10 protein-coding genes are annotated in these 13,884 nt (G+C 72.5%); 3 read left to right on the forward strand and 7 right to left on the reverse strand.

Translation table 11 applies throughout. From position 1 onward, the window contains the following. Nucleotides 1-16: 16 nt before the first annotated feature. Nucleotides 17-1,000, reverse strand: a complete 984-nt coding sequence (locus ACWGUG_RS10810) for a 1,4-dihydroxy-2-naphthoate polyprenyltransferase (protein WP_452324665.1) — start codon at nt 998-1,000, stop codon at nt 17-19. Between the two features lie 84 nt (nt 1,001-1,084). On the opposite strand from ACWGUG_RS10810, the gene ACWGUG_RS10815 reads away from it, so the two are divergent. Then, nucleotides 1,085-1,492 carry a VOC family protein gene (locus ACWGUG_RS10815; protein WP_452324666.1) on the forward strand — a complete coding sequence of 136 codons (408 nt, stop codon included), beginning with the start codon at nt 1,085-1,087 and terminating at the stop codon, nt 1,490-1,492. A gap of 18 nt (nt 1,493-1,510) precedes the next feature. On the opposite strand, the gene ACWGUG_RS10820 is transcribed toward ACWGUG_RS10815, so the two are convergent. Both ACWGUG_RS10820 and ACWGUG_RS10825 read right to left on the reverse strand, forming a co-directional pair. Then, complete coding sequence (locus ACWGUG_RS10820) at nt 1,511-2,665, reverse strand: AMP-binding protein (RefSeq protein ID WP_336394788.1); 1,155 nt, start codon at nt 2,663-2,665, stop codon at nt 1,511-1,513. 100 nt (nt 2,666-2,765) lie between these two features. Next, nucleotides 2,766-3,689, reverse strand: coding sequence for a 1,4-dihydroxy-2-naphthoyl-CoA synthase (locus tag ACWGUG_RS10825; protein WP_442928107.1), 924 nt, complete (start codon nt 3,687-3,689; stop codon nt 2,766-2,768). 111 nt (nt 3,690-3,800) lie between these two features. Between ACWGUG_RS10825 and ACWGUG_RS10830 the strand changes: the two genes are divergently transcribed. Both ACWGUG_RS10830 and ACWGUG_RS10835 read left to right on the forward strand, forming a co-directional pair. Next, nucleotides 3,801-4,349 carry a hypothetical protein gene (locus ACWGUG_RS10830; protein WP_452324667.1) on the forward strand — a complete coding sequence of 183 codons (549 nt, stop codon included), beginning with the start codon at nt 3,801-3,803 and terminating at the stop codon, nt 4,347-4,349. A 1-nt stretch (nt 4,350) separates the two neighbouring features. After that, the gene (locus ACWGUG_RS10835; RefSeq protein WP_452324668.1) at nt 4,351-7,794 is read left to right on the forward strand and encodes an ATP-binding cassette domain-containing protein; all 3,444 of its coding nucleotides are present in this window, start codon (nt 4,351-4,353) and stop codon (nt 7,792-7,794) included. A 110-nt stretch (nt 7,795-7,904) separates the two neighbouring features. Here the strand turns inward: ACWGUG_RS10835 and metH are convergent, their stop codons facing one another. The 4 genes from metH to ACWGUG_RS10855 form a co-directional block, all read right to left on the reverse strand. Further along, nucleotides 7,905-11,537 (reverse strand): methionine synthase, encoded by a 3,633-nt coding sequence (gene metH / locus ACWGUG_RS10840; RefSeq protein ID WP_452324669.1) that lies wholly within the window; start codon nt 11,535-11,537, stop codon nt 7,905-7,907. A gap of 185 nt (nt 11,538-11,722) precedes the next feature. Then, nucleotides 11,723-12,520 (reverse strand): LLM class F420-dependent oxidoreductase, encoded by a 798-nt coding sequence (locus ACWGUG_RS10845; RefSeq protein ID WP_452324670.1) that lies wholly within the window; start codon nt 12,518-12,520, stop codon nt 11,723-11,725. Nucleotides 12,521-12,572: 52 nt separating this feature from the next. Beyond that, the gene (locus ACWGUG_RS10850) at nt 12,573-13,544 is read right to left on the reverse strand and encodes a permease prefix domain 1-containing protein (protein WP_452324671.1); all 972 of its coding nucleotides are present in this window, start codon (nt 13,542-13,544) and stop codon (nt 12,573-12,575) included. 1 nt (nt 13,545) lies between these two features. Beyond that, nucleotides 13,546-13,881 carry a PadR family transcriptional regulator gene (locus tag ACWGUG_RS10855; protein WP_336394781.1) on the reverse strand — a complete coding sequence of 112 codons (336 nt, stop codon included), beginning with the start codon at nt 13,879-13,881 and terminating at the stop codon, nt 13,546-13,548. Between the last annotated feature and the right edge of the window lie 3 nt (nt 13,882-13,884).

The following is a 13,884-nucleotide window of genomic DNA, read 5'->3' on the forward strand; positions in this document are numbered from 1 at the left end:
CCGGGCGACGGAGGGGTCAGCCGATGAAGGCCCACATCAGGAACGCGCCGTAGGCCACCGAGGTGAGCGACGTCAGTCCCAGCGCGACGACGAGCTCCCGCGGGACCCGGTAGGTCCACACGATGAGGATCGCGGGCAGCGCCGCGAGCAGCGCGAGCAGCGTCAGCCACGCGATCGGGTAGCCGATCCACGCGAGGAATGCCGCGATCGCGAAGGGCACGAGGACGAACATCGAGAAGAGCCACCGCGTCGCGGTGCGCCCGATGAGCACCGTGAGGGTGCGCTTGCCGGCGGCGCGGTCCTGGTCGATGTCGCGCAGGTTGTTCGCCAGCAGCACGGCGCAGGCGATGAGGCCCGCGCCGACCGCTCCGAACCACGCCTCCTGGGGCAGCGCGAGCGCCTGCACCCAGGTGGTGCCGAGCGTGGCGACCAGGCCGAAGAACACGAACACGAAGACCTCGCCGAGGCCGTAGTACCCGTAGGGCCGCTTGCCGCCGGTGTAGAGCCACGCGGCGACGATGCACACCGCGCCGACGGCGATGAGCCACCACTGCTGCGTGCGGATCGTGATGGCGAGACCGGCGATCGCGGCGATCGCGAAGAACGCCAGCGCCACCAGGAGCACGGTGCGCGGCTTCGCCTTGCGGCTCGCCGTGAGCCGCGCGGGTCCGACACGGTGATCGTCGGTGCCGCGGATGCCGTCGCTGTAGTCGTTTGCGTAGTTGACGCCGATCTGCAGCGACACCGACACGATGAGGCAGAACAGGGCGATGACCCAGTGGAAGACATCGGTGACGAGGATCGCCGCGCCCGTGCCGATGAGGATCGGCGTCACGGCGAGCGGCAGAGTGCGCAGGCGCGCCGCGCCGATCCAGTCGGCCGCGGTCGCCGGCTGCACGCGGTCGGGGGCGCGCGACACGTGCGCCTTCTGCGGGTTGCCGCGCGGGTGCTGCTTCTTCCGACCGGCGGTGCTGCGCTTCTTGCTGGGGGTTCCTGCCACGAATGCACATCATAGGCGCCCCCGGCCCGGGCCCCTGTGCGCCACCCCCTCGCGTGGGCGCGGCGCAGCACGCAGGATGGGGCCATGCTGAGCATCGGATCGACCGTCCTGACCGTGGAGGACATCGGACGCGCGGGCGACTTCTGGCGGGCCGCGCTCGGATACGTGAACCGCCGGGAGCCGAGCGACGACTGGGTGGTGCTCGACCCGCCCGGCAAGGAGCACTGGGCGGCCCCGGGGGCGAGTCTCGCGCTCTCGGTGACGGGCTACCCGCAGCACTATCCCCCGCGCATCCACCTCGACCTGTACGCGGAGGACCAGGCGGCGGAGGTCGAGCGGCTGCTCGGCCTCGGGGCGCGCGAGGTCGACTGGAACGACTACCCGGAGGACGCGGACTGGATCGTCCTCGAAGACACCGAGGGCAACCGGTTCTGCGTCGTGCAGACCGGCCCCTACCCGCCGTCGGCCGCGCCCGGCGCCACCCGCTCGTGACGTGCGGCCGGTCGGCGTTCAGTGCAGCGCGAGGACGGCGCGCCGGATGGCCTCGCGGTCGGGCTTGCCCGACGGCAGCAGGGCCAGCTCGTCGACCAGCACGAGGCGCGACGGCCGCGCGTGCGGGCCGATCTCGGCCTGCACCGCGGCGCGGGCCTCCTCGAGCTGGACGGCTTCGCTGCGACGGAGCACCTCGCCGCGCGAGGCCACGACGACGGATGCCTCGCCCCAGCGGTCGTCCGGAACCCCGACCACGACCGCACCGGCAAGGCCCGGGATGCCGCGGACGATCCGCTCCACGCGGTCGAGCGACACGTTGACGCCGCCGGACACGATGACGTTGTCGATGCGGCCGCGCACGCGCAGCACGCCGTCCTCGAGCAGCCCGGCGTCGCCGGTGCGGTACCACCGGGTGCCGTCGCGTTCGCGGAGGAAGGCCGCGGCCGTCAGCTCCTGCGCACCGAGGTAGCCGTCGGCGAGCGTGGGGCCTGACACCTGGACCTCGCCGCGCTCGATCCGCAGGCCGACGCCGCGCAGCGGCACGCCGTCGTAGACGCAGCCGCCGCTGGTCTCGGTGGACCCGTAGGTGCGCACGATGCGCGCGCCGATCGCGTCGGCGCGTTCGAGGGTCGCGGCCGGCAGCGCCTGGCCGCCGATGAGGATGGTCTCGAACGAGCGCAGCGCGGCGAGCACCGCGGGGTCGTGCTCCGCCGCGTCGAGCAGCTTGGACAGCTGCGCGGGCACGAGGGACGTGTAAGTGGGGACTCGTTCGCCCCGATCGGTCGACACCATCATGAGCGCCGTTGCCGCGAATGCCTGCGGCGTGAACGCGCCCGAGAGGATCGCCGGCTCGCGGTCGGCGACCAGCGAGCGCACGAGCACCTGGAGACCCGCGACGTACCCCGCAGGGAGCGCCAGCAGCCACGCGCCGTCGCCGATGCGGTCGGCCGTCGCGAGCGCGCTCGCCGTGAGGGCGTCGCGGCTGAGCACCACGCTCTTGGGCACGCCGGTCGAGCCGGAGGTGGTGACCACCACGGCGGTCCCCGCGCGCACCTCGCCCGGAAGACCGCTCACGAGTCCCAGCCCCAGCGCGGGACCCGCGCCGTGGAGGGCACCGCGCAGGCCCCGCAGGATCTCGCGCGGATCGTCACCGAGGACGGGTACCAGCTTCATGGCGTGCAGCAACTCCTCACGCGCGAGCCCGACGGGGCCGACGCCGCGCGGGTCCGGCCCCGCTCGGGGCGATGCTGAGGAGTTCCGGTCATCGCCGCGCTCAGAAGTGCCAGGGGTAGGGCGACCAGTCCGGGTCGCGCTTCTCGAGGAACGAGTCGCGGCCCTCGACCGCCTCATCGGTGCCGTACGCCAGGCGGGTCGCCTCGCCGGCGAACACCTGCTGGCCCACCATGCCGTCGTCCACCGCGTTGAAGGCGAACTTGAGCATGCGAATCGCGGTCGGCGACTTCGTCAGGACGGTGCGCGCCATCGCGACGGCCTCGCGCTCCAGCTCCCCGTGCGGCACGACGCGGTTGACGGCGCCCATCTCGTACGCGCGCTGCGCCGAGTACTCCTCGGCGAGGAAGAACACCTCCCGCGCGAACTTCTGGCCGATCTGGCGCGCGAAATAGGCCGAGCCGTACCCGGCGTCGAACGAGCCGACGTCGGCGTCGGTCTGCTTGAAGCGGGCGTGCTCAGCCGACGCGATCGAGAGGTCGCACACGACGTGCAGCGAGTGCCCGCCGCCGGCCGCCCACCCGGGGATCACGGCGATGACCACCTTGGGCATGAACCGGATCAGCCGCTGCACCTCGAGGATGTGCAGGCGCCCGGCCCGTGCGGAGTCGATGCTCGCCGAGCCGCCCCCGGTCCCCGAGCCTGTCGAGGGTCCGGCCGCTTCGCCGGCCTCGGCGGGCGTCTCGTACTTGTAGCCGTCGCGGCCGCGGATGCGCTGGTCGCCGCCCGAGCAGAACGCCCAGCCGCCGTCCTTGGGACTGGGACCGTTGCCCGTGAGCAGCACGACGCCGATGCGCGGGTCCTGGCGGGCGAGGTCCAGCGCGCGGTACAGCTCGTCGACGGTGTGCGGGCGGAACGCGTTGCGCACCTCGGGCCGGTCGAACGCGATCCGGGCGATCCGGCCGTCCTTCGAGACGTGGGAGGTGATGTCGGTGTAGCCGCCCTCGGGGGCGCCGGGCGCCGGCATCCACTCGTCTTCGTCGAACAGTTGCGAAACGCTCACCCGGCCAGCCTACGGCGGGCCGCAACCGGGCGTCATCTGCCGTCGGGCATCCGCGCCGCGGCCTAGCCTGGATCGGTGACCTCGACTCTTCGTGCTGCGGCAGCTGCCGCAGCATCCGCCGCCCTCCTGTTCGCCCTCGCCGCCTGCGCATCGCCCGCCCCCGAGCAGGCCCCGACGCCCACGGAGACCAAGACGGTGGCCGTGCTCGACGAGGCCTGCGCCGAGGACGCGGGCGTGACGGTCGTCGTCGACGCCTCGTCGCTGGAGGACGGCGACAGCAAGACCTGGTGCGTCGGCACCGACGAGACGCTCGCCGCGGCCGATGCGCTCACGCTCGTGGGGGTCGAGACCGAGGGCACCGAGGAGTACGGCGACCAGGTCGTGTGCCGTGTCAACGGCGTTCCCGCCGAGAGCACCGCGCTCACCGCGGAGGACGGCTCCGAGTACTTCGAGACCTGCGCGTCGATGCCCGCGGCGTTCGCGTACTGGGCGCTGTGGGTCAAGCCCTCGGGCGACGAGTGGGGCTACGCGCAGGAGGGCCTCTCGACGCTGCAGCTCGAGCCCGGCGACTCGGTCGCACTCCTCTTCACGGTGAACGGCGAGCCGGCCGCTCCGGCGACGTGACATGACCTTCCGGCCCGGTCCCCTGCGGGCGGCGGCGGTCCTCGCCGCCGTGTTCGTGGCGGCCCGGGTGGTGTACCGCGTGCTGTTCCACGGCGCCGACGGCGACGGCGTCGTGCTGCTGGCCCTGCCCGAGATCCGGCTGCCCGCGCCGTTCGCGCACGTCGTGCTGCTCGGCCCGGTGACGGCGGACGGGCTGTGGGATGCCGCCGCCGGCGCGCTTCCGATCGCGCTGGCGATCCTCGCCTTCGGAGTGCTGAACGCCGTCGTCGACCTCACCCGTGTGTTCGCACGCGCCTCACGGCGCGGCCCGCTCCGAGGCGTCGCGCGAGCGCTCGCGATCGCCGCGGCCACGCTCCCGTCGCTCGCCGACGGCGCCCGGGCGGTGGGGTTCGCCCAGCGGCTCCGCGGCGAGCGCGCCGGACCGCGCATGCTGCTCCCCCTGCTCGAGCGCACCCTCGAACGCGCCGGGAACGTCGCCGCAGCCCTCGAGCTTCGCGGCTTCGCGGGGCGGGGGCTCGACGGGGACTGCCTCATGCCCGTCGAGGCTCACGACGTGGAGATCGGCTTCGGGCCTGCCCGCTCGGGCCGGGGCGGACCGGAATCCGCGCCGGATGCCGTCTCGCGCGCCGACGCCCCGCGCACCGCTTCGGCGATGGCGGATGCCGCGAGCCCCGGCATACGTCTCCCCGCCGAGCTCTTCCTCCACGCCGGCACGCTGACCCTGGTGTCGGGCGCGACCGGGTCGGGAAAGTCCACGCTGCTGCGAGCGATCGCCGGCCTGCACTCGCACACCGACGGCGGCTGGATCTCCGGGTCGCTGGGCGTCGTCGGGCACGAACGTGTCCCGGTGCCGCCGCGCGACCTCGCGCAGCGCGTGGGCGTGGTTCTGCAGCATCCGCGCGAGGCGTTCGCGACCGAGCTCGTTCGCGACGAGATCGGCCTCTCGCTCGAGCTGCGCGGCGTGGCGCCCGTGATCGCCGCCGCGCGCGTGGCCGAGGTCGCCGAACGGGTCGGGGTCGCGAGCCTGCTCGACCGCCCCACCCGCGGACTCTCGGCGGGTGAGGCGACGCTCGTCGCGATCGCGGCCGCGATCGTGGAGCACCCGATCCTGCTCCTCGTCGACGAACCCCTCGCCGATCTCGACGCCGACGCCCGCCGGCGGATCGCCCGGCTGCTCGACGCGCTCGCGCACGACGCCGGCATGAGCGTGGTCGTCGCCGAGCACCGCGTCGAGTCCCTGTCGGGGATCGCCGATCTGGTACTGCGCGTGCGGAAGGGCGAGGTCGAGCCGGTCGGGCGAGGCGAGGTAGAGCGGGGCGACGGGGCTGTCGAGCGAGTCGACGGCGCCGAGGTCGAACGGGGCGGGATCGAGCGGCTCGACGGGCCTGTCGACCGGATCGACCACGACGTCCATCCGGTGGGGCCGGCATCGGCCGGGGCGGCCTCTGCGCCGCCGACGTCGGGTTCGGGGCGCTCCATAGGCGTTCGGGGCGCACCGGATGCGCCCCGAACGTACGCAGTGCGCCCCGAACCCGAGGAAGCGCCGGCGACCCTGGGTTGCGCCGGGCAGGAGCCGGTGTTGCGCGCGCGAGGCATCACCGTGCGCCACCGCGACGCGATCGCCGTGACGGGGGCGGATCTCGACCTCTACCCCTGCGAGATCGTCGCGCTCGTCGGACCCAACGGCGCCGGCAAGTCGAGCCTGCTCGCCGCGCTCGCACTCCCCGAGCGCGGAGACCATGTCTCGACGCGCGGCCGCGTGGCGCTCGTTCCGGATGCCTCCGACGACCTCTTCGTCAGCGATTCCGTCCTCGCCGAGTGCGTGCGCGCCGACCGCCGCGCCGTGAAGAGGGCGCCCGACGCTGCGCGCGATCCGCGCCGGCACACGCGCCGCCTGTTCGCCGGCCGGAACGAGGAGAGCCGCCGGAACGAGGACGCCATCGGTCCCATCGATCCTCTGTCCGGCAGATCTCCTCTTCTCGTCGGCCACGGCGGCTCGTCGACTGCCGACAGGTTCGCCGGCTTCCTCGGCCTCGACCCCCGCGACGCCGAGTTCGTGGCGCGACTCGCTCGGCATCCGCGCGACCTCTCCGCCGGAGAGCGGCGCTGCCTGGCGCTGGCCCTCCAGCTCGCCGCCCGGCCCCTCGTGCTCATGGTCGACGAGCCGACCCGGGGACTCGACCCCGCCGCGCGCGAGATGGTGTGGGCCGCCCTCGCATCGGTCGCCGCCGCGGGCGCCGCCGTGCTCGTCGCGTCGCACGAGCCGGGCTTCACCGCGCGCGCCGACCGCACCCTCGCGATGCACGCGGGCGTCCTCGCCGGCGAACACGCCGCTGCGACGACCGCACCGACGTCGGAGCCTGCCTCGCACGCCATGGACGCGTCACCGGACGCGGCCTTCGAGAAGGCGTCCGGGCTCGCAACAGAGGCCGACGCGATGCCGGATCACGAAGCCGCGACGACACCGGCCGCCTACCGCGCCACTCCCGCGCGGAACGGCGACACGAGCGCGCCCCCGACGACCCTGGCCACCGCCGGAACGCCGCCGACGGCACCGCGCGGGGCTGCGGCATCCGTCCCCCTTCGGCCCCTTCCCCGGCAGCACAGCGGGCTCCGTCGGCTGCCGCTGATCGCGCTCGCGGCGGCGAACCTCGTCGCCCTCGGCGCGTTCTGCTGGCCGCTCGTCGCCACCGCGGTGCCCGAGCAGGCGCACGCCGCCGTGCCGGTCGCGGCGCTCGCGCTCGTGCCGCTGGCCGCGCTGGTCGTCGTGGCGACGCTCGACGGCACGGTGCGATCGGCGCATCTGCTCGCTCTCCTCGGCACGCTCGCCGCGATCGGCGCGGCCGTGCGCATCGCGGGCACCGGCGTCGGCGGAGTTGAGGCGGTGTTCATCCTGCTGGTCCTCGCGGGCCGCGCCTACGGCGCACTGTTCGGGATGCTCCTCGGCATGGCGACGATCGCCCTGTCGACGCTGATCACGGGGACCTTCGGCCCGTGGACGCCCTTCCAGCTGTTCGCGTGCGCGTGGGTCGGTGCGGTCGCGGGGCTCCTCCCCCGACGGTCGACCTCGACACGGCGCGGGCCTCGGCGCTCGATCCAGCATCCGGGCTCCGCGGAGATCGCGATGCTCTGCGTCTACGGCGTGGTGGCCTCCTACGTGTTCGGCCTGCTGATGAACCTGTGGTTCTGGCCCTTCGCCGTCGGGTACGGCACCGGCATCTCCTACGACGGCGAGGCGCCACTGGACGTGAACCTCGCCAGCTTCCTCGTGTACTCGCTCGTCACCTCGACCCTCAGCTGGGACACGCTCCGCGCGATCACGACGGTCGTCGGGCTGGTCGTCGTGGGGCGACCGATCCTCGCCGCCTTGCGCCGCACCAAGCCGCTCGCGTCGCGGACGCCCGCCACTCGCGTACCGCGAGAGCGCGCCCCTGCCCTATCGTGAAGCGGCGTGGGTGCACACCACGCCGCCCCCGGGCATCACGGTCCAGCTCACGACGGAATGACGCGACGGATGCTGCGGGCCGCGGCATCCGCTCTCCTTCGCGTCTCGGGTCAGACCGAGAAGTACTTCGCCTCGGGGTGGTGGAAGACGAAGGCGTCGGTGGACTGCTCGGGGTGCAGCTGCAGCTCCTCGCTGAGCTCGACGCCCATGCGCTCGGGGCGCAGGAGCTCGACGACCTTGCGTCGGTCCTCCATGTCGGGGCACGCGGGGTAGCCGAGTGAGAAGCGCGCGCCGCGGTACTCGAGCTTGAACAGCCCGGCCGTCTCGGTCGGATCCTCGTGCGAGAAGCCGAGCTCGGAGCGGATGCGGGCGTGCCAGAACTCGGCGAGCGCCTCGGTCAGCTGCATCACGAGGCCGTTGAGCTCGTAGTAGTCGCGATACTTGTCCTCGGCGAAGAGCTTGGCGGTCACGGAGTCGATGTTGGCGCCGGCCGTCACCAGCTGTACCGGCATCACGTCGACCGCGCCCGATTCGCGCGATCGCACGAAGTCGGCCAGGCACAGGTGGCGGTCGCGGCGCTGGCGGGGGAAGTGGAAGCGCAGCCGGTCGGAGCCGAGCTCGCCGCCCGAACCTCCATCGGGCGCGAGCAGGCCGGGCACGCCGAGCACGGCGGACGGGTCGTCGCCGTGATGCAGCACCACGACGTCGTTGCCGTCCGACACGACGGGGAAGTATCCGTAGGCGACCGATGCGTCGAGCATGCCCTCGGCGAGGATGCGGTCGAGCCAGTACCGCAGGCGCGGGCGGCCCTCGGTGTCGACGAGCTGCTCGTACGAGGCGCCGTCCTCGCCGCGGCCGGGCTTGAGGCCCCACTGGCCCATGAACGTCGCGCGCTCGTCGAGGAACGCGGCATAGTCCTGCAGGGCGATGCCGCGGACGATGCGCGTGCCCCAGAACGGCGGCGCGGGGACGGGATTGTCGGATGCCACATCCGACCGCGCCGGCATGGCCTCGGGCTCCGTGAGGGTGAGCTTGGACCCTGCGGCGTGTCGTCGCTTCTTCAGCGCCGGCAGCCCGACCGTGGCCGGGTCGGCGCCGCGCGCGATCCTCACGAGCGGCTCCATGAGGGCGAGTCCCTCGAACGCGTCGCGGGCGTAGCGCACCTCGCCGTCGAACAGCGACGCGAGGTCGTCCTCGACGTAGGCGCGCGTCAATGCGGCGCCGCCGAGGATCACCGGCCACTTCTTCGCGAGGCCGCGGGACTGCAGCTCCTCGAGGTTCTCCTTCATCACGACGGTGGACTTCACGAGCAGGCCCGACATGCCGATGACGTCGGCGTCGTGCTCCTCGGCGGCGGCGATGATGTCGGCGATCGGCTGCTTGATGCCGAGGTTGATCACGTCGTACCCGTTGTTGGTGAGGATGATGTCGACGAGGTTCTTGCCGATGTCGTGCACGTCGCCGCGGACCGTCGCCAGGACGATGCGGCCCTTGCCCGAGGCATCCGTCTTCTCCATGTGCGGCTCGAGCAGCGCCACGGCCGTCTTCATGACCTCGGCCGACTGCAGCACGAAGGGCAGCTGCATCTCGCCGGCGCCGAATCGCTCGCCGACGACCTTCATGCCCTCGAGCAGGTGGTCGTTGATGATCTGCAGCGGAGCCAGCCCGCCCTCGCGGGCGAGGTCGAGGTCGGCCTCGAGCCCCTTGCCCTCGCCGTCGATGATGCGACGCTCGAGCCGCTCGCCGACGGGCAGCGCCGCGAGTTCGGCGGCCCGCTGGTTGCGCAGGGCCGCCGTGTCGACGCCGGCGAAGAGGTCGAGCATGCGCGCGAGCGGGTCGTACGTGACGTTGCCGTCGGCGTCGTGCTCGCGTCGGTCCCAGACCAGGTCGAGGGCGACCTGGCGCTGCTCCTCCGAGATCGACGCCAGCGGCACGATCTTCGCCGCGTCGATGATGCCCGACGTGAGGCCGGCCTCGACCGCCTCGTGCAGGAACGCGGAGTTGAGCACGCTGCGCGCGGCCGGGTTGAGGCCGAACGACACGTTCGAGACGCCGAGGGTCGTGTTGATGCCCGGGTACTTCGCGGAGATCTGCCGGATCGCCTCGATGGTCTCGATCGCGTCGCGGCGCGTCTCCTCCTGGCCGGTGGCGATCGGGAACGTCAGGCAGTCGACGATGATGTCACTCACCCGCATGCCCCACTCGCCGACCAGCTCGTCGACGAGGCGCGACGCGATCGCCACCTTGCCCTCGGTCGTGCGGGCCTGGCCGTGCTCGTCGATCGTGAGGGCGACGACGGCGGCGCCGTGCTCCTTCACGAGCGGCATGATGCGGCCGAAGCGCGACGTGGGGCCGTCGCCGTCCTCGTAGTTCACCGAGTTCACCACGGGGCGGCCGCCGATGAGCTCGAGTCCCGCGGCGATGACGGCGGGCTCGGTGGAGTCGACGACGAGCGGCAGGGTCGAGGCGCTCGCCAGGCGCGACACGACCTCGCGCATGTCGGCGGCGCCGTCGCGTCCGACGTAGTCGGTGCAGACGTCGAGCAGGTGCGCGCCGACGCGGATCTGCTCGCGGGCGATCTCGACGCAGTCGTCCCACCGTTCCTCGAGCATCGCCTCGCGGAACGCCTTGGAGCCGTTCGCGTTGGTGCGCTCGCCGATGGCGAGGTACGAGGCGTCCTGCTGGAACGACACATGCTGGTACAGCGACGCGACACCCGGATCGACCGCGGGATGCCGCTCCCCCGCGCCGCGCAGCGGGCGCAGGCGCTCGACGACCGCGGCGAGATGCTCGGGCGTCGTGCCGCAGCATCCGCCGACGAGACCCAGCCCGAACTCGCGCACGAACTGCTCGTGCGCCGTCGCGAGCTCGGCCGGCGTGAGCGGGTAGTGCGCGCCGTTCGCGCCGAGCACGGGAAGCCCCGCGTTCGGCATGCACGCGACCGGCACCGTCGCGTGCTTCGACAGGTGCCGCAGATGCTCGCTCATCTCGGTCGGGCCGGTGGCGCAGTTGAGGCCGATGGCGTCGACGCCCAGCGGCTCGATGGCCGTCAGCGCCGCCCCGATCTCGGACCCCATGAGCATGGTGCCGGTGGTCTCGACGGTCACCTCGACGAAGATCGGCAGTCGGATGCCGCGGCTCACGATCGCCTGACGGCAGCCGTTGATGGCGGCCTTGGTCTGCAGCAGGTCCTGGCTCGTCTCGACGAGGAAGGCGTCTGCGCCGCCGTCGATGAGTCCCTCCGCCTGCAGCGCGAACGTCTGCTTGAGGTTGTCGTAGGAGGTGTGCCCGAGGCTCGGGAGCTTGGTGCCGGGTCCCATCGACCCGAGCACCCACCGCACCCGCCCGTCGGCGGCCTCCGCCGCCTCGACCCGCTCGCGCGCGATGCGCGCCCCCCGCTCGGCGAGCTCGGCGATGCGGTCGTCGATGCCGTAGTCGCCGAGGTTCGACCAGTTCGCGCCGAACGTGTTCGTCTCGACGGCGTCGACCCCCACCTCGAGGTACGCGTCGTGGATGGCCGCGACGACGTCGGGCCGGGTGACGTTGAGGATCTCGTTGCAGCCCTCGAGCCCTGCGAAGTCGCCCTCGATCGACAGGTCGTACCGCTGCAGCATCGTGCCCATCGCCCCGTCGGCGATGACGACCCGCTCCCGCACGCCGTCCAGCAGCTGCTGCGACCGCTCGGGCCTGGGCACGCCCTCGATGTCGAGGGCGAAGCGCGGGGCAGACGGTGCGGCGGTCACCCCCGCGATCTTAGCCGCGGCGCCTCGTGCGACTGCGGTTCATGACGGATGCCGCGACGCGGCGAGTGCGGTCGGTGCGCGGCATCCGTCCCCGCCGATATCGCGCGTTCTCGTCGAGAGACCACGTCGTCGTCGCCCGGGACGTGGTCGCTCGGCGAGATCACGGTTTCTCGGCGGGAAGGAGGTCAGCCGTTCTTGGCGTCGCGCCAGCGCAGCCAGCGCTTCACCAGGTCGTAGTCCCAGTCCGGGCCGTGGAACGCGAGCGTGAAGAGGCGCACCCCGGCGGCGTGGAGCTCGTCGGCGAATCCCTCGCCGCGCTGGTGCAGCTCGTTCGAGATCACGAGATCCGACGTGTCGCGCTGCTCGCGCTCGGCCCACCGCTCGATGACCTCGAGCTTGCGCGGCAGCTCGTCGGGGCGCACGAAGCTGTGCCAGATGTCGGCGTGACGGGCGACCAGGCGCAGCGTCTTCTGCTCGCCCTTGCCGCCGATCATGACCGGGATCTCTCGCGTGGGCGCCGGGTTCAGCTTCTGCCAGCGCGCCTCGATGCGCTCCAGGCCCGCCGCGAGGTCGTCCAGACGCGAGCCGGCGGTGCCGAACTCGTAGCCGTACTCCTCGTAGTCGCGGGCGAACCAGCCCGATCCCGTCGCGAAGATGAAGCGGCCCACGCCGTCCTTGGCCGAGATGTGGTCGACCGTGCGGGCCATGTCGGCCTGCAGGTCGGGGTTGCGGTAGCTGTTGCAGTTCACCAGGGCGCCGAACTCGACGCGCTCCGTCTGCTCGGCCCACGCGGCGAGCATGGTCCAGGACTCGAAGTGCAGGCCGTCGGGGTCCCCCGACAGCGGGAAGAAGTGGTCCCAGTTGAACAGGATGTCCACCCCCATCTCCTCCAGACGCAGGACGGCGTCGCGGAACGCGGAGTACGGGGCGTGCTGGGGCTGCAGCTGCACGCCGAGGCGCACAGGAGTATCGAGAAGGGGCATGGGAAAAAGACTAGGGCCGCCGCGAGGGGGCGGTCCCCGTTCCGGCGGCTCCTCAGCGCCGTGCCCGCGCCGCCTTGAGGAAGGAGTCGATGCTGTCCCACGCGGCGATCGCGACGACGCCGAACGCGAACCCGGTCGTGACGACGGTCGTGACGGTGCCGGAGGAATCGGAAGGGATCACCGCGTCGAGAAACTCCGGGTTGACCAGCTGCTGCTGGGACAGCAGCCACAGCGCGCCGCCTGCCACGGTGAGGTTGAGGAACAGGTTCACCGTCGCCGACCCGATGTCCCACCGGCCCTTGGCGTACACCGAGATCGCCAGGAGCGCCTCGAGCACCATGACCGCGAAGAGGCTGCCGATCCACCAGGGCCACAGGCTCGGGGCGAGGAACGACATCCACCCGGTCTCGGGCGTGTACACGAACCCGACGAAGTGGTCCCACAGGATCGCGCCGGCAGCGATCGCGAGGAACACCAGCGATGCCACCAGGTCGCTGAGACCGGTGCCCCGCTCCCGGGGCTCGGGCAGGTCGTCGGGCGTCCAGCGGCTCACGAGCCCGACGTCGGCGCTGTGGGTGGACCGCTCGACGATGAAGAAGACCAGCGTCGTCCAGAAGCCGATGTGGACGATCACGCTGAGCACGACGCTGATCACCGAGCCGATGATCTCGCCGAACTCGGCCCCCGACAGCGTCTGGCCCAGCGCCACGCCGAAGGCAGCGCACACCGGAACGATCGCCCACAGCAGCTTCGTGAGGCGCCACCACGTGAGGTAGTACCGCGGACCCACCAGCCACAGCGGCCGGTCGGTGTACTGCGCGGCGAGCTTGTCGGGGTCGCCGAGCTCGACGAGCACCGCGCGCTCGGCGTCCGGGCGGGGCTCGCCCTGCTCCACGCGCGCCTCGACCTGGTCGTCGATCGATGCCCGCAGCTCGGCGGCGAGGTCGGCGCGCTGGTCGTCGGGCACCGTGCGCATGGCGGCGTCGACGTAGCGGTCGGTGAGGGTGACGGGGGTGGCGTGCATGTCAGTGCTCCTCGGGGAGTGCGTCGATCGCGGCGGCGATCGCGTGGAAGTCGTCGATGAGGGCCGCCGCCAGCCGGGAGCCGGTGGCGCTGGTGCGGTAGAACTTGCGGGGCCGGGCCTCGTCGGTGTTCCACTCGCTCGTGAGGTACCCCTGCTTCTCGAGCCGCCGAAGCAGCGGGTACAGCGTGTTGGTGTCGGTGGCGAACCCGCGCTCGCCGAGCTGCTCGAGGAGCCCGTAGCCGTAGCCCGGCTGCTCGAGGAGCCGAAGGCACGCGAGCACGACTGTGCCGCGCCGCAGCTCCTGCAGATGGGTCTCGAGGACCTCGGATTCGCTCATACC

The sequence above is a fragment of the Microbacterium sp. NPDC055455 genome, from assembly GCF_053619935.1.